This is a genomic window from Acinetobacter sp. 8I-beige (assembly GCF_902505955.1).
Classification (GTDB): domain Bacteria; phylum Pseudomonadota; class Gammaproteobacteria; order Pseudomonadales; family Moraxellaceae; genus Acinetobacter; species Acinetobacter johnsonii.
Genome location: NZ_LR732792.1, coordinates 793,158 through 811,037, shown reverse-complemented (window position 1 = coordinate 811,037; position 17,880 = coordinate 793,158). Strand labels below are relative to the sequence as shown.

Annotated in this window: 17 protein-coding genes, 4 tRNA genes and 1 other RNA gene; 14 read left to right on the top strand and 8 right to left on the bottom strand. The window is 41.3% G+C overall.

The window, feature by feature from the left end; genetic code table 11:
• Positions 1-77 precede the first annotated feature (77 nt).
• The gene (gene hemA, locus GVX98_RS14215; protein WP_004982785.1) at positions 78-1,361 is read left to right on the top strand and encodes a glutamyl-tRNA reductase; all 1,284 of its coding nucleotides are present in this window, start codon (positions 78-80) and stop codon (positions 1,359-1,361) included.
• Positions 1,362-1,385: 24 nt separating this feature from the next.
• On the opposite strand, the gene GVX98_RS14210 is transcribed toward hemA, so the two are convergent.
• Entirely contained in the window at positions 1,386-3,281 is a 1,896-nt protein-coding gene (locus GVX98_RS14210) for a DNA primase (RefSeq protein WP_159128448.1), read from the bottom strand.
• 193 nt (positions 3,282-3,474) lie between these two features.
• On the bottom strand, positions 3,475-4,458 hold the full coding sequence (locus tag GVX98_RS14205; protein ID WP_004695525.1) for an outer membrane protein assembly factor BamD: 984 nt from the start codon (positions 4,456-4,458) through the stop codon (positions 3,475-3,477).
• Between the two features lie 71 nt (positions 4,459-4,529).
• Between GVX98_RS14205 and rluD the strand changes: the two genes are divergently transcribed.
• The 3 genes from rluD (at position 4,530) to GVX98_RS14190 (ending at position 7,025) form a co-directional block, all read left to right on the top strand.
• Entirely contained in the window at positions 4,530-5,582 is a 1,053-nt protein-coding gene (gene rluD / locus GVX98_RS14200; protein WP_159128447.1) for a 23S rRNA pseudouridine(1911/1915/1917) synthase RluD, read from the top strand.
• Positions 5,583-5,612: 30 nt separating this feature from the next.
• Positions 5,613-6,353, top strand: coding sequence for a peptidoglycan editing factor PgeF (gene pgeF, locus GVX98_RS14195; RefSeq protein ID WP_004982779.1), 741 nt, complete (start codon positions 5,613-5,615; stop codon positions 6,351-6,353).
• A 105-nt stretch (positions 6,354-6,458) separates the two neighbouring features.
• Positions 6,459-7,025: a flavodoxin family protein gene (locus GVX98_RS14190; protein WP_004982777.1), complete on the top strand. Its 567-nt coding sequence runs from the start codon at positions 6,459-6,461 to the stop codon at positions 7,023-7,025.
• 32 nt (positions 7,026-7,057) lie between these two features.
• Here the strand turns inward: GVX98_RS14190 and smpB are convergent, their stop codons facing one another.
• Positions 7,058-7,534 carry an SsrA-binding protein SmpB gene (smpB, locus tag GVX98_RS14185; RefSeq protein WP_004695532.1) on the bottom strand — a complete coding sequence of 159 codons (477 nt, stop codon included), beginning with the start codon at positions 7,532-7,534 and terminating at the stop codon, positions 7,058-7,060.
• Positions 7,535-7,675: 141 nt separating this feature from the next.
• Here smpB and coaD point away from each other — a divergent pair, with 141 nt between their 5' ends.
• From coaD to GVX98_RS14165, 4 genes are all read left to right on the top strand, one after another.
• The gene (coaD, locus tag GVX98_RS14180; protein ID WP_004695534.1) at positions 7,676-8,167 is read left to right on the top strand and encodes a pantetheine-phosphate adenylyltransferase; all 492 of its coding nucleotides are present in this window, start codon (positions 7,676-7,678) and stop codon (positions 8,165-8,167) included.
• Position 8,168: 1 nt separating this feature from the next.
• Entirely contained in the window at positions 8,169-8,432 is a 264-nt protein-coding gene (locus GVX98_RS14175) for a YfhL family 4Fe-4S dicluster ferredoxin (protein ID WP_004695536.1), read from the top strand.
• 26 nt (positions 8,433-8,458) lie between these two features.
• An RNA gene (gene rnpB / locus GVX98_RS14170) (RNase P RNA component class A) lies at positions 8,459-8,836 on the top strand.
• Positions 8,837-8,909: 73 nt separating this feature from the next.
• Positions 8,910-8,986 (top strand) — tRNA-Met (locus GVX98_RS14165).
• Positions 8,987-9,038: 52 nt separating this feature from the next.
• Here GVX98_RS14165 and GVX98_RS14160 read toward each other — a convergent pair.
• Positions 9,039-10,031 (bottom strand): RDD family protein, encoded by a 993-nt coding sequence (locus GVX98_RS14160; protein WP_078389147.1) that lies wholly within the window; start codon positions 10,029-10,031, stop codon positions 9,039-9,041.
• Between the two features lie 867 nt (positions 10,032-10,898).
• Between GVX98_RS14160 and GVX98_RS14155 the strand changes: the two genes are divergently transcribed.
• Positions 10,899-11,573, top strand: coding sequence for an isochorismatase family protein (locus tag GVX98_RS14155; protein WP_004982199.1), 675 nt, complete (start codon positions 10,899-10,901; stop codon positions 11,571-11,573).
• Positions 11,574-11,734: 161 nt separating this feature from the next.
• On the opposite strand, the gene GVX98_RS14150 is transcribed toward GVX98_RS14155, so the two are convergent.
• Positions 11,735-12,607, bottom strand: a complete 873-nt coding sequence (locus GVX98_RS14150) for an ATP-binding protein (protein ID WP_004982197.1) — start codon at positions 12,605-12,607, stop codon at positions 11,735-11,737.
• 204 nt (positions 12,608-12,811) lie between these two features.
• Between GVX98_RS14150 and GVX98_RS14145 the strand changes: the two genes are divergently transcribed.
• The 5 genes from GVX98_RS14145 (at position 12,812) to GVX98_RS14125 (ending at position 15,541) form a co-directional block, all read left to right on the top strand.
• Complete coding sequence (locus tag GVX98_RS14145; protein ID WP_004982195.1) at positions 12,812-14,323, top strand: DUF3336 domain-containing protein; 1,512 nt, start codon at positions 12,812-12,814, stop codon at positions 14,321-14,323.
• Entirely contained in the window at positions 14,298-15,122 is an 825-nt protein-coding gene (locus tag GVX98_RS14140) for a protein kinase (RefSeq protein ID WP_159128446.1), read from the top strand. The genes GVX98_RS14145 and GVX98_RS14140 overlap by 26 nt, the downstream gene beginning before the upstream one ends.
• Before the next feature lie 107 nt (positions 15,123-15,229).
• Positions 15,230-15,314 (top strand) — tRNA-Leu (locus GVX98_RS14135).
• Between the two features lie 35 nt (positions 15,315-15,349).
• A tRNA-Trp gene (locus tag GVX98_RS14130) sits at positions 15,350-15,423 on the top strand.
• A 33-nt stretch (positions 15,424-15,456) separates the two neighbouring features.
• Positions 15,457-15,541: transfer RNA gene (locus GVX98_RS14125), tRNA-Leu, on the top strand.
• Between the two features lie 130 nt (positions 15,542-15,671).
• Here the strand turns inward: GVX98_RS14125 and GVX98_RS14120 are convergent.
• The 3 genes from GVX98_RS14120 to ahpC all read right to left on the bottom strand — a co-directional run bounded on the left by GVX98_RS14120 (position 15,672) and on the right by ahpC (position 17,863).
• A complete protein-coding gene (locus GVX98_RS14120; protein WP_004696295.1) occupies positions 15,672-15,875 on the bottom strand; it encodes a hypothetical protein in 204 nt (67 codons plus the stop codon).
• 488 nt (positions 15,876-16,363) lie between these two features.
• Positions 16,364-17,095, bottom strand: a complete 732-nt coding sequence (gene gloB, locus GVX98_RS14115) for a hydroxyacylglutathione hydrolase (RefSeq protein ID WP_159128445.1) — start codon at positions 17,093-17,095, stop codon at positions 16,364-16,366.
• Between the two features lie 204 nt (positions 17,096-17,299).
• Positions 17,300-17,863, bottom strand: coding sequence for an alkyl hydroperoxide reductase subunit C (gene ahpC, locus GVX98_RS14110; RefSeq protein ID WP_004982189.1), 564 nt, complete (start codon positions 17,861-17,863; stop codon positions 17,300-17,302).
• Positions 17,864-17,880 lie beyond the last annotated feature (17 nt).

Sequence of the window (17,880 nt, the reverse complement as noted above, 5' to 3'; positions counted from 1 at the left end):
TTTTCTTGATCCAAGTAATGCTTTTTATGACACCGTTATTGCACAATAGCATAAATTTAGCGAAATGATGATCTGATATGTCTTTCTTTGCATTGGGTGTCAACCATCAAACCGCCTCCGTAGAATTGCGTGAGCAAATTGCATTTAACCCTGAAAAGTTAACGCAACTGCTTGAGCAACAAGGCCAAAACCAAGACTTAAATGAAATGGTGGTGGTGTCTACGTGTAACAGAACAGAAGTGTATGCCATGTCTGAAAATTCAGATATGGTATTGAACTGGCTCGCCCAAGCAAATGGCATAGATGTTAAACAATTGTTGAATCATGTATACCGTTATGAAAATGCGCAGGCTGTCACTCACTTAATGCGTGTTGCAAGCGGTTTAGATTCACTCATGCTTGGTGAACCGCAAATTTTGGGGCAGGTTAAATCTGCACTATCTCTAGCGAAGACGGCTCATACTGTTTCTCCTCATTTAAACCGAATTTTTGAATATGCTTTCTATGCGGCGAAACGCGTCCGCTCTGAAACGGCTGTGGGTAGTCATGCTGTATCGATGGGTTACGCGGTGGCTCAGCTTGCATTACAAGTGTTTAGTAAGCCTGAAAAGTTGACAGTCATGGTGGTAGCTGCGGGCGAAATGAATAGCTTGGTGGCGAAGCATTTGGCTGAAATGGGAGTCGCAAAAATCCTCATTTGTAACCGTACCCGTGAACGGGCTGAAGCTTTGGCTCAAGAAATAGCCCATCGTGTAGATGTTGAAATTATTGAGTTTGATCAGTTGGCCAATAACTTAGCGCGTGCAGATGTCATTTCCAGTTGTACGGGAAGTTTACATCAGGTGATTCATTATCCAGATGTAAAAGCTGCCTTAAAAAAGCGTCGTTATCAACAAATGTTGATGGTGGATTTGGCTGTTCCGCGTGATATCGACCCGAAAGTGGAAAGTTTGGATGGCGTCTATTTATATGGCGTAGATGACTTACAGTCGGTGATTGATGAAAACCTTGCTCAGCGTCGTCAGGCGGCGGTTGAAGCAGAGGTGATGGTTAACCAACTAGCAACGGAGTTAGTGACCCAGCAAAAGGTCAATCTGGCGGGTGAAACCATCCATGCTTACCGTCAGCAAGGTGAACAGTTAAGACAAGAAGAATTAGATCTAGCGTTGGCACGAATTGCAAAAGGAGAACAGGCCGAGCAGGTGATGCAAGAATTTGCACATCGTTTGACGCAGAAATTGCTACATCCGACCTCGATTCTGCTGCGTGAAGCAGCCAAGTCAGAAGATCCGAGTCATTTTGAGCAAATGCAAACGTGTTTAAATGAGACTTTTGCTAAACGTCGTAAAACTAAAAAGTAAACCCAGATAAAAAATGCAATAGGTTTAAGTAATCAGTCTTAAGCCTATTTTTTTGGTCAGTTCAAAGAGTTTATGTTTTAAATTTCGTGTCTCAATTAATGAATTTGGGGCTTTAAGTTTAAGTTTTAAATATTTTTCTTCAAGCGAAAGGGCATATTCACTGGCCAGTTTATCCGCCAGTTCTGGTGTTTTAGTTAGTTCTTCAATATTTGTGCGCTGCATAATATCAGCAATTGCGTTGGCATAACGGCTACATGCACCCAAAACATAATAGGTTGCCAGTTCTTGGTCATCAGGTAAATCATCAAAGATGCCATCTAAGACTTGTAGCACATGCGCTAAAAGTTCATCTTCAGGTAGATAGGCGCGTAGAGTTTCAAAGTGAATATACAAAAACGGATGATGGATCAGAACGGCGAGGGCGAAGTCTTCATCTTTGGTACGAATATTAAAAGACAACGAGGCATCGTTGCTGACTTGAGGTGTCCAGCGACGACCAAAACCGAGTTTTTCTTTGAAGGATTGATTCAGCAAATAACGGAAAGAGCCTGTTTTGGGCAATAAATCCGTTAGTTGGCGTAACTCACTCATGACCTGACTTTTACCTTCAGGGCTGCTGATGTCATGGTTCTGCGTCAGATGTGCAAAAACAAAGTCTGACAACAGTGGGGCCTGTTGGAGCAGTTTATTAAAGTTTTCAATCCCTTCGCGACGAATCAGTGAATCTGGGTCATGATCATTCGGTAAAACAAAAAATTTTAGCTCACGACCATCATTAAGTAAGGGGAGCGCAATTTCTAAAGTACGGCGTGCCGCTTTTTGTCCAGCCACGTCACCATCAAAGGCAATGGTAATACGGTTGTTTTGTTTAAACAGAATATTTAAGTGTTCGGTGTTACTGGCAGTTCCTAAGGTCGCCACGGCACCTGCAATCCCATACTGCTGTAGCGCAATCACATCCATATAGCCTTCGACCATCAGCCAGTCTTGGGCTTTTTGTTTACGGCCTTCATATAAACCATAAAGCAATTGGTTTTTATGAAATACTTCAGAGTCTGGCGAGTTGATGTATTTGGGCTTAATTTCGTCATTTAGAGCACGACCACCGAAGCCCACCACGCGACCTTTGGCATCACGAATCGGAAATATGACACGATCCCGCAACAAGTCAAAGTCACGACCGTTATCGCTAGTACGGATCAGTCCGAGTAGTTTTAAGCCTTCGATATCTTGCGGGAAGGCTTTTTCTAAGTGTTGCCAGTCTTCAGGTGCATAGCCTAAACGCCAATACGCAATAGTATCTCGGCTGAGTCCACGCTGTTTAAAGTACTGCTGAGCAGCACGACTATGCGGTAGTTGTTGCTCATAGTATTGCGCAATATTTTCTAACAGGTCGTATAAGTTACCTTCCTGAACGGGGGCGGTGTTGAAGCCTTCGAAGGTATCAAAATCAGCATAACCTTCTTGGTAGTCCATGGACTGAAATTCAGCAAAAGGATCATGCTCAATCTGAAACTCCGGTTGTGCTGGAGCTGGCTCAGCTTTCTTGGCTTCTGCGACATCGACCTGTGGTTTTTGGACAGGTTTAGCTTCGCGCTTATACACCAGTTTTTTCGAGTCACGGTTGTCTTTTGGAAGTTCGATGCCTGTTTGACTCGACAAATCCTTCATCACATCAATAAAGTTACGACTGTCGATGTCCATTAAAAAACGAATGGCATTACCATTGGCCTGACAACCAAAACAGTGAAAATATTGTTTGTCACGATACACGTGAAAAGATGGTGATTTTTCTTGATGGAACGGACAGCAGCCTGAATAGGTGCGACCTGACTTTTTAAGTTTCACACGTTGACCAATCAGGTCGACAATGTCGGTCCGATCTAAAATTTGGTCAATGGTGTGTTGAGGAATAGCCATGTCGAATCGTCAGTCGCTGATGTTTTGAAAACCGTGAGAAGAAGCAGAGATGGAGGTTTTAAAATGCAAAAAACCATCGAATCTAGATTGTTTTGTATACCTTTTAGGCATTTTGATCAAGCAAAAATCGCACAAAACAAAAGGGCAAGTATGATAACTTGCCCTTTCTAAAATAGCGAATATTTCAGAGGAATTATTCGGTTTCAGTATTGATGTTTTGCTGTGTTTCAGGACGATCGAGCAAACCGAAACTGATACGGTTGGTAAAGCTGCGCTCTGTTGTTTGTTTCGGCTGTTCGATTTTTTCTTCAGAACTGTTTTGTTCTTCGCGGCCAAACACACCTAAAGTCGCACGGTTGACCCAACTTGCTTCTTTACGTGCAGCGCGTAAGTTCACTTCACCATTCGATTTCACTAAATTTGGATAATTTAGTTTCAAGACATCGGTATATTGTTGAGCAGTTTGCTTGTCGCCCAATTGGTCATACGAATAAGCAACAGTTGCTAAAGCTTCAGGCACTTGAGGGCTTTGTGGATAATGTTCAATCACCCATTGCGCACGCTCTAGTGCTGCGACCCATGCTTTACGTTTGATATTAAAACGTGCCGCATTCATTTCGCTTTCAGCCAACTCATTGCTGATAAACTTCATGCGCTGTGCGGCATCTACAGCATAAGTGCTTGAAGGGTAACGACGAATAAAGTCTACGAAGTTTTGATACGCCACTTTAAGATAGCTCACATCGCGATGTGCTTGCTTTAAAGATGTATAGCGAATCAAACCATCATAGTTTTGTTCCATGTTGGCTACACCACGTACATAGTAGGCATAGTCCACGTTTGGATGCTGAGGGTTCAAACGAATGAAACGATCAGCCAGTGCAATCGCACCTTCATAATCTTTCTGCTGAAACTTCACATAGAGCAGCTCTAGTTGAGCTTGTTGCGCATATTCACCTGTAGGGTAATAGGTATCTAATGCTTCTAAGTGTTTTGCAGCGTCGGTATATTGACCACTTTGCAGTGCTTTTTCTGCTTTTTGAATATAAACCTGTTCACTCGATTGTGGACCGGTATCTACCACTTCTTTCTTGGGATTGCTGCTACAGCCTACCATTGCAGATGCAATGCCAATCGTTAGAGCAAGCATTGTCATTTTATAATGTGGTAGCGACATAAAAATTCCTCTGTTAATACGGGCAATGAGCTACAATTGCGCTATTAAATCACTTTTATTTGAATGATCAAATGGCTCAAGCACAATCTTCCGATCCAAATTTCCCTGAAACCGATTTCAATTTACTTGAAGATTCTGAGGATGCAGATAACCATACTTCAAGCTCTACTGCAACACGTTTATCGTTGCAATTTCAATTGGATGAAACTTATCTCGGACAGCGTATAGACCAAGTTGCAGCAACGATTTGGAGCGACTTTTCGCGTGAAAAACTCAAACAGTGGCTAAAAGAAGGCCATTTGTTGGTAAATGGTAACAGTGTCAAACCGAAATATAAATGTGAAGGATTTGAACTGTTAACCCTTGAAGTTGAGTTAGAAGCCCAAACTCGTAGTCTGCCTGAAGATATTCCGCTGGATATCGTCTATGAAGATGACGACATTATTGTTGTTAATAAACCTGTTGGGATGGTGGTTCACCCAGGTGCGGGCAACTCATCGGGTACGTTGGTAAATGCATTATTGCATCACTATCCAAAATCGGCAGAACTGACTCGTGCGGGTTTGGTACATCGTATTGATAAAGATACTTCTGGTTTATTGGTCGTTGCGAAAAACTTAGAAGCGCAATTTTCACTGAGCAAGCAATTGGCGAAAAAAACGGTTTATCGTGTTTATGACCTGATTGTGTATGGCAATGTGATTGCTGGTGGCACGGTGGATGAACCAATTAAACGTCACCCTGTAGATCGTGTCAAAATGGCGGTATTACCAGGCGGTAAAGATGCTGTAACACACTACAACGTGAAAGAACGCTTTCAACATTTCACCCGTATTCAAGCTCGTCTTGAAACTGGACGTACGCATCAGATTCGTGTGCATTTTAGTTATATTGGTTTTGGTTTAGTTGGCGATCCTGTGTATATGCCACGTGTGCGCGTGCCAGCAGGTGCAACAGAACTTTTAGATGAGACCTTGCGTAGTTTCAGACGTCAAGCTTTGCATGCAGCAGAGCTCGGTTTGAAACACCCTCGTACAGGTGATGAAATGTTGTTTAAAGCGCCGTGGCCAGCAGACTTGGCGACCTTGGTCGATGTACTCCGTACGGAAAACAAAGCCTACTAAGTTATAGCTGAATCATCATAAGGACAGTATATGCAATTTGTTCAAGGACTTCCGGCAGGTGTTTTTGTGGGGCAAACCCGTGTGCATCATGATCGTGCTTTAGAAACCACTCAAACTGAACTACAAGGCTTTAATTTGGCTTTGCATGTACAGGATGATGCTGCACGTGTGCAACAGCATCGCATGATCTTGCTCGAAGAGTTTGCAGGCTATGGGGTCGATAAAATTACGTGGATGACGCAAACCCATAGCACCATTTGCTGTGTAGTGAATGAGCAAATTGACTTTGATGCTCAAGAAGGGGATGGTTTGGTGACACAGCGCCCGAAGCATGCCCTGATGATGATGACAGCCGATTGTTTGCCAGTGGTTTTAGGCAATGCAGATGGAACTGAAGTGGCCAATTTGCATGCAGGTTGGCGTGGGCTGGCGCATGGCATTATTGAAAATACCATTGCCAGCATGAACACTCAGCCGACATGGGCTTGGTTGGGCGCAGCTATTAGCCAACCTTGTTTTGAAATTGGGGCGGAAGTAAAAGAAGCCTTTTGTTCAAAGTATGCTGAACTTGAGTCTGCATTTCAAACAGCTGAGCAAGCTGGAAAATATTATGCTGACTTATATGCGATCGCAAAATTCATTCTAAAACAGCATGGTGTTGAAGTGGTTTCTGGCGGTGATCAGTGTTCATTTAGCCAGTCGGATGAGTACTTTTCTTATCGACGTCATGCCAAAACTGGGCGTATGGCGACCTTTGTGTTTATGCAATAGTTTGGCTTTTGATGAAGTGCTTGGCTGTTTTAATCCTTGTACTTACTCCCCCTCAGTGATTGGAAGTGTTAAACTTAACTCAATTCTTTGGTCTTAAAAGTTTCCATGTCTGTACCTGATCTTGTTTCTGCTGCACCTGTTCATATGTGTGTGGTTTATCATAGCGCCTATGGTCATACGGCGAAAGTCGCTCAGTATATTGCACAAGGTGCAGAGCAGGCGGGTGCTGATGTGCATTTAATTTCGGTTGCTGCAGTACAGTGGGACTTGTTAGATCAGGCCGATATTATTGTGATGGGTTGCCCAACGTATATGGGCAGTCTTACCGCAGCGCTTAAGCAGTTTATGGAAGATTCCTCTAAGCGTTGGTTAGCACGGGCTTGGCAAGGAAAACTGGCTGCAGGCTTTACCAATGGTGGGGGCTTAAGTGGCGATAAACTGGCGGTATTACAACAGATTAATTTATTTGCTATGCAGCATGGTATGTTGTGGGCTGGTTTACCGTTTATGCCGACGGGACGTAGCCAGCACGATATTAATCGGATGTCGAGCTTTTTAGGCTTGATGACTCAGTCCGACAACGCGAGTATTGAAATAACCCCACCTGAAGGTGACTTGGAAACTGCTCGAAAGTTCGGAAAGTATTTGGTCGAGCTAAAAGCTGATTATTAATAATAAAAAACCTCCACATGGGAGGTTTTTTATTATTTATGCATAATGCGGGCTTTATCACGTTGCCAGTCACGGTCTTTTTCCGTGGCACGTTTGTCATGCAGCTGTTTGCCTTTCACTAAAGCGATTTCTAATTTCGCACGTGGTCCTTTCCAATAAGCAACAAGCGGAACACACGAATAACCTTTTTGATTGACTGCGCCGAGTAACTTATCGAGTTCACGACGGTTCAACAGTAACTTACGGGTACGGGTCGCTTCAGGAACAATGTGCGTAGATGCACTGAGTAAAGGCTGAATTTGAGCACCGAACAGGAAAGCTTCACCATTTTTAAAGGTGATATAACTCTCAGACAGCGTCATACGACCTGCACGTAATGATTTCACTTCCCAGCCTTGCAGTGACAGGCCAGCTTCAAATTTTTCTTCAATAAAATAGTCGTGACGTGCACGTTTATTCTGTGCAATCGTCCCGCTGGTATTTTTTTTAACTACAGTTGCTTTCGCCATAATCAATTACTTCCAACAATGTACCTATTGTGCCTTAAAGCAGGGTTAAGGTGAAGTTTTTTCAAATTTATGGAGTTTCTTCACCTATAAAACAAGTTTTTGCTAAAATATGGCTCTACAAAATCAACAGAGTAAAAATGGATGTCTAAAACTCGCGTCATTTACCCGGGGACTTTTGATCCAATTACCAATGGTCATATTGATTTGGTCACACGTGCATCACGTATGTTTGATGAAGTGGTGGTAGCCATTGCCATTGGTCATCATAAAAACCCTCTCTTTAGTTTAGAAGAGCGTGTGAGCTTGGCCAAAGCATCATTAAGCCATCTTGATAATGTTGAGTTTGTAGGTTTTGATGGTTTGTTGGTAAATTTCTTCCGTGAACAGAAGGCAACGGCTGTACTGCGAGGATTGCGTGCAGTGTCTGACTTTGAATACGAGTTCCAGTTAGCCAATATGAACCGTCAACTTGATTCACACTTTGAGGCAGTATTTTTAACGCCGTCAGAGCAGTATTCATTTATTTCATCGACGTTGATTCGTGAAATAGCACGTTTAAAAGGTGATGTGACAAAGTTTGTACCGCAAGCTGTAGTCGCTGCTTTTGAACGTAAACATCAACAAGGTTGGTAGCGTGTCTTTATATATAACCGATGAATGCATCAATTGTGATGTTTGTGAACCTGTGTGCCCCAATGAAGCCATTTTCATGGGGGAATTGATTTATGAAATCAATCCAGACTTATGCACAGAGTGTATCGGACATTATGATAAACCGCAGTGTCAATTGTTCTGTCCAGTGGATTGTATTCCGCTGGATCCTAATCATGCGGAAACTGAGGATGAACTCATGGATAAATATAAAAAGCTGATTGCTCAAAAAAGCGCAAGCAATTAAGTCTAAGATTTGATACTATGCGCCTCGAAGTGAGCCAGACGATCGCTGCTGTGGAGATCTCCGTGATTGAAGCAGGGGAGGAAAGTCCGGGCTTCATAGGGCAAGGTGCCAGGTAACGCCTGGGCGGCGTGAGCCGACGGAAAGTGCAGCAGAGAGTAGACCGCCTTCATTATGGTTTCGAGCAATCGAAATCGGAGGTAAGGGTGAAAGGGTGCGGTAAGAGCGCACCGCATGACTGGTAACAGTTCATGGCATGGTAAACCCCACCGGAAGCAAGACCAAATAGGGATCCTTTAGGCATGGCCCATGCTGGATCCGGGTAGGTCGCTTGAGCGTATGAGTGATTGTACGCCTAGAGGAATGATCGTTCTCGACAGAACCCGGCTTATCGGCTCACTTCGACAAATTTTGATCAATTAAGCGCGCAAGGTACTTGACGTACTAGTGAGAAAACCACATAATGCGCGCACAGTTTACGGCTATGTAGCTCAGTTGGTTAGAGCACCGCACTCATAATGCGGGGGTCACAAGTTCAAGTCTCGTCATAGCCACCATTTTTATAGACCACGTTCCAAAACGTGGTCTTTTTTTATCCTTATTTTGGGCTTAATATCCACCCCCAATTTGCGTTTGTTGTTGTGAAGAAACTTCCTGAGCAGTAATTTTCTGCTGATTATCTGTTTCAATTAAATAGGTGGAAGAACGTTTTTTTGAAATTAAGCCAAACTGATAGCGAGCGGTGAGTTGAACATAATTTTCTAGATTTTTTGCACGATGACGTGGTTCTAATTTGAAAATATATTGTGCAAATTCTTCAGCATAACTTGGATTATTGAGTAAATTAGGATCGGTAATCGTGGCTAAATAATAATGTTGAGTTGGATTTATACCTTCCTCATTTTTAGGCAGGATGAGATAACCATAATCAAATTGGCTTAATTCCTTAAATTTTAGATTTTGTAAGGAAATAGGAATATAGTCTTGATCACTTGTAATACTGTTCCAAACTTGTAACCCTGAAAAAATTAAAACTAAAATAGTCGCGATGTAAAAATGTACATTCCATGTTGTAGAAATAGTCTTGGGTTCACTCCCATTCTTTATGACAATTGTGTGGGCTAGATAGTCGTGAATAGAGCGGCGATTTTTTCGGTTAAAAATATATAAATAAAGTATAGAAATCAGTAAGCTACCTAATAGTATCGTAAAGATGCTATTCAATACTGGGTGAAAAAGTAGCGTAAAAGACATTAAGCAGAAAGGGGCATATAAAATTGCCGAGCGTAGAAATGAGGCGGATAGGCTGAGATACTGCTGATCTAGTTTGACGACTTTAATGGATTGAAGAATTTTGCCAATTGTTTGTCCATTATTGTTAACGCTATTGCAATAAGTAAAATATAGAACAACGAAAAGATAACCAATTAATGTTATGAGTATAGGGTATTCATAAGGAAATTTACCTAATAGGCTAGAGATAATGTTACAGAAAGCACCGATGAGCAAAGCATCAATGATAAATGCGAAGCTTCTACGCCAAAAGCCTGCAATATAAGGTTGTGTATCAGGTGATACATCATTTTCAATTGTATTATCCAAAATAATGACTCATGCTGTTATAAAATTATTGGTTTTGATGTTAAAAGTAATCAGTGATTAAAAAGTTTTAATCACTTTATTAAATAGTGAGCTGTTTTACAGAATTGTAGAGATGAAATCAATAATTCGAAGAGATTCTTTTTATTTACATTGAGTTGATACTTCTGCGATTTTAATCCTTGGAAGCTATTTTGGATCTGCATATAGGCAGTACATTATTCTGCAAAAATTTATTTTTTAGCCTGTAATTTTATTCTTTGTTCAGTTTAACTGTGTGTAATGCATAACTTTAGCATTACAATTTCAAATTGTTCAGATGGCGATCTTTTTGAACATGATATAAGTGTTGTTGGACCTTGTTGAGCTACGTCATGCTTCATTTTTGTTGCATGTTCTGTAAGTGTTGATTGATGATTCATTTGGCAACATCCATGTGAGCGTGATTATAATTGACCAAGACTGGATTCAAGCTGGCATGCACTTAGTGCTGTTAAGAGTGTAGCAATAAGCAAGGATTTGATCTGAGTAAGGATAATTTTCTTTATGTATTTAGCTATTGTGCCCTATGTTTTTTTACTAAATATGTATTAATTTTAAACATTTAATTATCAATTGTTTAAATGCTGATCATTGGGGGTGGAGTTTTCATGAATAGGTATAAAACCATAAATTACGATTACAAGTCTTAACATGATTTAGCTTTCTGAGTGCATAATTATTTATTAGTTCATATGAAAGACAGATATAGATTTTATAAAGAATAGATCTTTGGTTGTATAAATTTTAATTATATAACGGTCTGTCTTAGGAACTTTCATGGCAACAATGGAAGTACACAATTAAAAGAAAAGTTTAGAGGTGTTACTTATGGCAGCTACTAATGGAATGTTAGACCCTGATGATTCGATAATTTTGCTGATTGATCATCAAAGTGGACTCTTTAATACCGTACGTGATTTACCTGTACCCGACTTACGAAATTATGTGATTGCAATTGCAATTGCAAAAGCGGCGACGCTATTAAATATACCGGTCATCACCACGGCTTCTGTACCAGACGGACCGAATGGCCCTTTAATCCCTGAAATTCACCACTTTGCCCCTCACGCAGTTTATGTACCACGTACTGGACAAATTAATACTTGGGACAATCCCTTATTTGTGGATGAAATTAAAAAAACAGGAAGAAAGACTTTAATTATTGCTGGAACACTAACCAGCGTATGCATGACATTCCCAGCTGTCAGTGCACGTAAAGAAGGCTATAACGTCTATTGTGTTGTCGATGCCTCAGGGAATTGGAACAAAATGGCAACGGATACATCAATTGCTCGTGTCACCCAAGCAGGTGCGATTCCAACCGATACCTTTGCGATTGTGGCTGAGTTAATGCGCACTTGGAACCGTCCAGAAGGCTCGCGTTTTGCTGAAATTATTTCGGAACACATTTGCCCGGAATATAAATGCTTGATGGAAAGTTATGCAAAAGCACAAGCTGTGGTCAAAGATGGGCCAGAAACAAACTTGGATAAATATCAATAATCAGACCAAACCTATTTTAACTGAAATTCATCCCTAATTTTTAAAGAAACAACCCAAATTCTGATGCGGAATTTGGGTTGTTTCTTTAATTAGGTTGAACTATTAAATATAAAAATAATTAAACTAAAATAGATACTTAAGCGCCGATCAGTGTTTTTATCCTAAAGTTGCTTTAATTGTTGTGAACCGACCCAGTGTTTAGAAAATTGATAGGCTGCACGTCCAGAGCGTTGTCCACGCGCTTGACACCAACGAAGAGCTTCGGCTCGTACCATATCGTCCATGACGATTTGAGCTTTTGCTAAGTAGTGATGAACGATGTCCAAATATAAGTTTTGATCCATTGGATAAAAAGACAGCCATAATCCAAAACGATCGGAGAGTGAAATTTTTTCTTCAATGGCTTCTTGTGGATGTAGTTCAGTGTACTGCGGTACGTCGACTCGAGTCACAGGCATGTTTTCATGCATAAACTCTGGCAGTAAATGACGACGGTTACTGGTGGCATAAATAATAAAATTACTTGAACCTGACTGCAAAGACCCATCCAGCACACTTTTTAAACTGCGATAATTTTCATCTTCGGCGTTAAAAGCCAAGTCATCACAATATACAATAAACTTTTCAGGACGCTCTGCGATCAGCTTTTGAATTTCAGGCAGTTCGGATAAATCATCACGTTCAATTTCAATCAGCCTTAAGCCTTGCTCTGCGTATTCCGTTAATAAAGCACGCACAATAGAGGACTTGCCTGTCCCGCGAGAGCCTGTAAGCAGGACGTCATTGGCAGGTAAACCATTGAGAAATTGTTCTGTATTTTGCAGTACTTTTTCTTTTTGACGCTCAATGCCTTTTAAATCATTTAATTCGATTCGTTTGAGCTGATGAATGGCTTTTAACTCGCCATTTTCCCATTTAAAGGCAATCGCTGAAAAATCAGGTGCTTGTTTAACTTCTGGTAGGCTTTGCTGTAGTTGTTGGAGTACAGTCGATAGTGCTTCTAAGATATTGTTCGGTAGGTCAATGGTCGCCATGATTAATCAGCTTATAATTACACTTGTCGTCGATCTTAACATCCGATCTAGCCGCATCAAACCCTTAACGTGGTGCAGATTTGCCAATTTTAGGGTTGAAATGGCAATTGTAATGCTCACATAATTTGCACATAGTCAGTTAGACTGACGGTTGAACGTGTCAGTGAAATTTTAGGAAAACAAAAAAAGTGGGTGAGGATGAATATGTTGTTTAAAGATTTCACACGGGAAATCAACCCGCACCAAGCCTATCGAATCAAAAAACTGAAAAACCAATTGGCTCAGGCAGACAACTATACTGAGTGGAAAAGCATTGCGCTTAGAATTGATGAAGAGTCAGGGGCGCAAGAGTGGAAGTATGACAACTGTTCACCTTATTTCGATGCAGAAGTGATTACCCATCGTTTAGGGTTGTTGAAACGTTATCGCCAACAAAAGCGTACGACCGATTTGATGTACCTGCTACGTGAAGGTTTGAGTTACGACATTGCCAATATTGCTCACCCCATGTTGTTTACTGCAACCTATGTCGGCACCAAAAAAATTATTGAAGACTATATTGAAGAAGTTAGTCGAGGTTTAGCATTTGTAGCATCTACGGATTGCCAGTGTTTAGATAAACAGCAAAAAATTGAATTTTTTCAGCACTGCCAAAAAGCCTTTGGGCAACCGGCCATGATGTTTTCAGGTGGTGCAACATTAGGGTTGTTTCATACAGGTGTGTGTAAAGCTTTGCTTGAGCAAGACTTGATGCCGAAAGTGCTGTCTGGTTCAAGTGCAGGTGCCATTATGACAGCGATGCTGGGGCGAGCGACTCCTACAGAAATGCTGAGCATCTTAAATGGTGAAAACTTTTTCACCGATGCCTTTCAGTTTCGTGGTTTTCGTGAAGTCTTAAAGGGCAATGGCGGCTTAGCGGATGTAAAACATCTAAAAAACTTTTTAATTGCAAATTTGGGTGACGTTACCTTTGAAGAGGCATTTAAGCAGTCAGGCTTATATAACAATGTCGCGGTTGCGCCTTATGATGCCTCACAAAATCCGCGCATTATGAATACCTTTACTTCACCTGACTTATTGGTGTGGAGTGCGGTGCTCGCGTCTTGTGCAGTGCCGATTCTATTTCCACCAGTCAAGCTCACCAGTAAGCGACATGATGGCTTATATACTCCCTATATGTCTTCCACACGCTGGGTCGATGGCAGCGTGCGTAGCGATTTCCCTCAGGAAAAAATGGCGCGTTTATACAATTTAAACTACACCATTGCCAGTCAAGTGAACCCGCATGTGGTGCCATTTATGCAGTCAGATGAAGCGCGTTTTCGTAAAGATATGTTGAGCTGGCCTGAACGGATTGTACGCAGACAAGGCAAAGTGATTAGTAAAGGGGTGATGGACTTTGCCCGTGAGCGTGTGGGAATGATTCCACCGATCCGCCGTTTACTGGATCATGGTTATGGCGTGGTCGATCAGCGTTATTATGGCGATGTAAACATTGTGGGGAAATATGGCCTGCGCCATTATAGCTATATGCTGCAAAATCCAAGACCACACTTATTTAAACTCTTACAACGTGAAGGCGAACGTGCAACTTGGCCAAAAATCTCAATGATTGAAACACATGCTCGTGTTGGGAAAACTATACAACATTGTTTAGAGGTCTTAACTGCATTGGATACGGCAGAGATGAATGAATCCGAATTCTTGGCAGTTTGATCGTCAAGAATTAAATACTCTCGCGATGTCGCTTCATACCCCGACTCAGCGTTTGGGTTGGGGGCGCAGGCTTTATCGCTTTGAAGTTGCAGAGCAGGGGTATTGGTTAAAGTATCAGTCACTATCAGAGCATGCGGCGCTAATTAACGGCTTTGACGCTGAACTTAGTTTTTATCAACATGCACTTGCGATGCTGCAACTGCCGAAGTTCTTGCCTGAAGTGCAAATCTTTGAAAATTTTGAGTTTCACTCAGAGCAGGTGAAAGCCGCACTCATCTTAAAAGATGTCCCATCATTAGTTATGGCGAATCCCCTTCAGTTGAGTCGAGATCATGTCATTCATATCATCTTTAAAATGCTGAATGCAGTTGAAGAATTACATCAGATGGGGTGGATTCATGCTGACTTAAAACCTTCACATTTTTTGTTAGATGGCTCTACATGTAAGTTAATTGATTTTGAGCAGAGCCAAAGAATTGGTGAAACTGCGCGTCAAAAGGGTCTAACAGCGACACCGCGCTATATGGCACCTGAGTTATTTCATGGTGAAGCAAAGACCGTACAAACAGACTTGTATGCACTTGGGATCATTCTACTTGAGTGGTTGACTGATCAACGTTTGCAGGCAGCAAGCTACCAAGACTGGGCGTATTTACACTGTCAGTCTTTGAAGATAGCACTTCCAGAATCTTTTCAGGGTTTTAGTCCACTATTACATGGACTTTTAGCTAAGCAAAAAAGCCAAAGATGGCAAAATATCATGGCTGTAAAACGATGCTTAATGACTGAAATTGAATGAGAAAAAGCCAAGCATGAAGTTTTTGTTTCTTATTTAATCAAATGAGTGTGTTTTTCTTAAAAATTGCTTGTCATGCGAAAATGATCCCTATAGTATACACAGCCATTGGGGACGTGGCGAAATTGGTAGACGCACTGGATTTAGGTTCCAGCGCCGCAAGGTGTGAGAGTTCGAGTCTCTCCGTCCCCACCATAAATCATTTGAATTAAGATGGTTTATAAGGCAATAGAGGATTGGTGTAATGGTAGCATGACGGTCTCCAAAACCGTTCGTCAAGGTTCGAGTCCTTGATCCTCTGCCAACTTAAAGTCTAACGCAAAGTTAGCACCCTGATGGGGACGTGGCGAAATTGGTAGACGCACTGGATTTAGGTTCCAGCGCCGCAAGGTGTGAGAGTTCGAGTCTCTCCGTCCCCACCATCAGTAATGAAGCAAGGTATAAAGCCTTGCTTTTTTATTGCCTAAAATTTAATAGATGATTCATATATAAAAAAAGCCCCTTTAAGGGGCTAAATTTTGATTCATCACGCGAAGTAAGTATGGAGCAATTTTAGGCTTTCAAATGGTCTTCGAATTCTTCACCGAGCTGCATGGCTAAGTTATTGCCCGCTAGGTCGCAAGTCACCAGTCCATATTCTTTTTTAAAGCTAAAAGTAAAGCCACGGTTGTCTGCTAAGGTTTTAACTGAATAACCTAATTTCTCTAGCCAAATACGGAAGGCGATGAGGTTTTTTGCTTTCACTACTTTTTTCACGAGGATATTCCTTTTTCACTGATAAATTATTAATAGGGATATTTCACGCTTTTTTAAAGGGGATTTTTTTATATATTTTTGTTTTTGTCTCTTTTTAAAGCAATCTAAACTAAGGCGAAAACGTATAGAAAGCATAAACGAGAGTTTTTCATTGTTTAAAATAATTTTATCATGATGAAAAATAATAATATTTTGAGATGAGTCTCAATACAATGGAATTATGTGCGTTCGTGATAGAGAAGTATTTTGTCGTAAATAGAAATGTAATGATTTTTTTCAAAGGCTGGGTGCTTTGAGACAGTATTCTCAAACAGCCTTGCTCGTGATCATTCGATTCTGGCATCGTGTGGCTTGAAACTGCATTGGTTGAAATTTTGAGAGCTCAAAGGTTAAGGGTAGAAGCCCCAACTGATCATTTTAGCTCAATAGAAGCATACATAATAGGAGACTGCGTTAGTCAGCAGTCTCTGTAGAGGGGAGGAGAACAATTAAAATTGATCCTTCAGATCACGCAGTCGTTTAAACTCTTCAATATTTTCTGTACGTAAAAAAGGATTGGTTTCGAGTTCGATCTCAATACTGCTAGGCAGGGTACATTGGCCCAAATAGCGCATGGTTTCGACATGGTCTAAACGCTCTTGAATAGCGATATTGTCTGGTTCGACATGGTTGGCAAACTTCGCATTAGAGAGCGTGTATTCGTGCGTACAATAGACTTTGGTTTCGGCAGGCAAAGCTGCTAAACGATTGAGCGAATGGTACATCTGCTCATGTGTACCCTCAAACACTCGCCCACAGCCCATAGCAAACAGGGTGTCACCGCAAAATAAAGTCTGGATGGATTCAATAAAGTACACAATATGGCCCAGTGTATGGCCAGGAACTGCTAAAACGTCGACATGTAAATCATGAAATGAAAAATAGTCATCATCCATCAATGCATGGGTGATGAAAGGAATTTTAGATAATTCTTCACGTGGCCCATACACAGGGATATTCCGACTCGCAATCAGGTCAGCGACACCACCAATATGGTCTTTATGCCAATGAGTCAGCCAAATTTGAGCAATGCTTAAGCCATGTTCAGTGCAATAATCTTCAACTAATCCAGCCTCAGTTGGATCAACCACCACGACTTGCTTTGATGAGGTGTGTTCCAGTAGCCAAATATAGTTTTGGAGTTGGTTTTTCACATCAATCATATGAACTTGATAAGTCATTTTTCTTCTTCAAAGAGCTGCATGTATTCATTCTACTGTAGCGGGTACACGCACTGAATTCCAGTCATGAATCATGTACAGCGCATAGAGGACAGGTGTTTCTTATTCTGTATTTTTCTCTTTCTTGTTATATTGTACTGTTATCTTGGACATAAAAAACCACGCTAAAAAGCGTGGTTTTTTATGTGTTCAATCTAATTTAGATTAGATTTTACCTACTAGGTCGATTGAAGGAGCAAGAGTTGCTTCGCCTTCTTTCCATTTAGCTGGGCAAACTTCACCTGGGTGAGCGTGAACGTATTGAGCTGCTTTAACTTTACGAAGTAATTCTTGAGCATCACGACCAATACCACCAGCGTTGATTTCAACGATTTGGATTTTACCTTCTGGATCGATTACGAAAGTACCACGGTCAGCAAGACCAGCAGCTTCGATTAGAACGTCGAAGTTTTTAGAAAGAGTCCAAGTTGGGTCGCCAATTAATGGGTATTGGATTTTACCAATAACTTCAGAAGTGTCATGCCAAGCTTTGTGAGTGAAGTGAGTGTCAGTAGAAACACCGTAGATTTCCACGCCTAATTTTTGGAATTCAGCGTAGTTGTCAGCAAGGTCACCAAGTTCAGTTGGGCAAACGAAAGTGAAGTCAGCTGGGTAGAAGAATACTACAGACCATTTGCCTTTAAGATCTGCTTCAGTTACGTCAACAAATTGACCGTTGTGATATGCAGTAGCTGCGAATGGTTTTACTTCAGTATTAATCAAGCTCATCATTGTCTCCATGATTG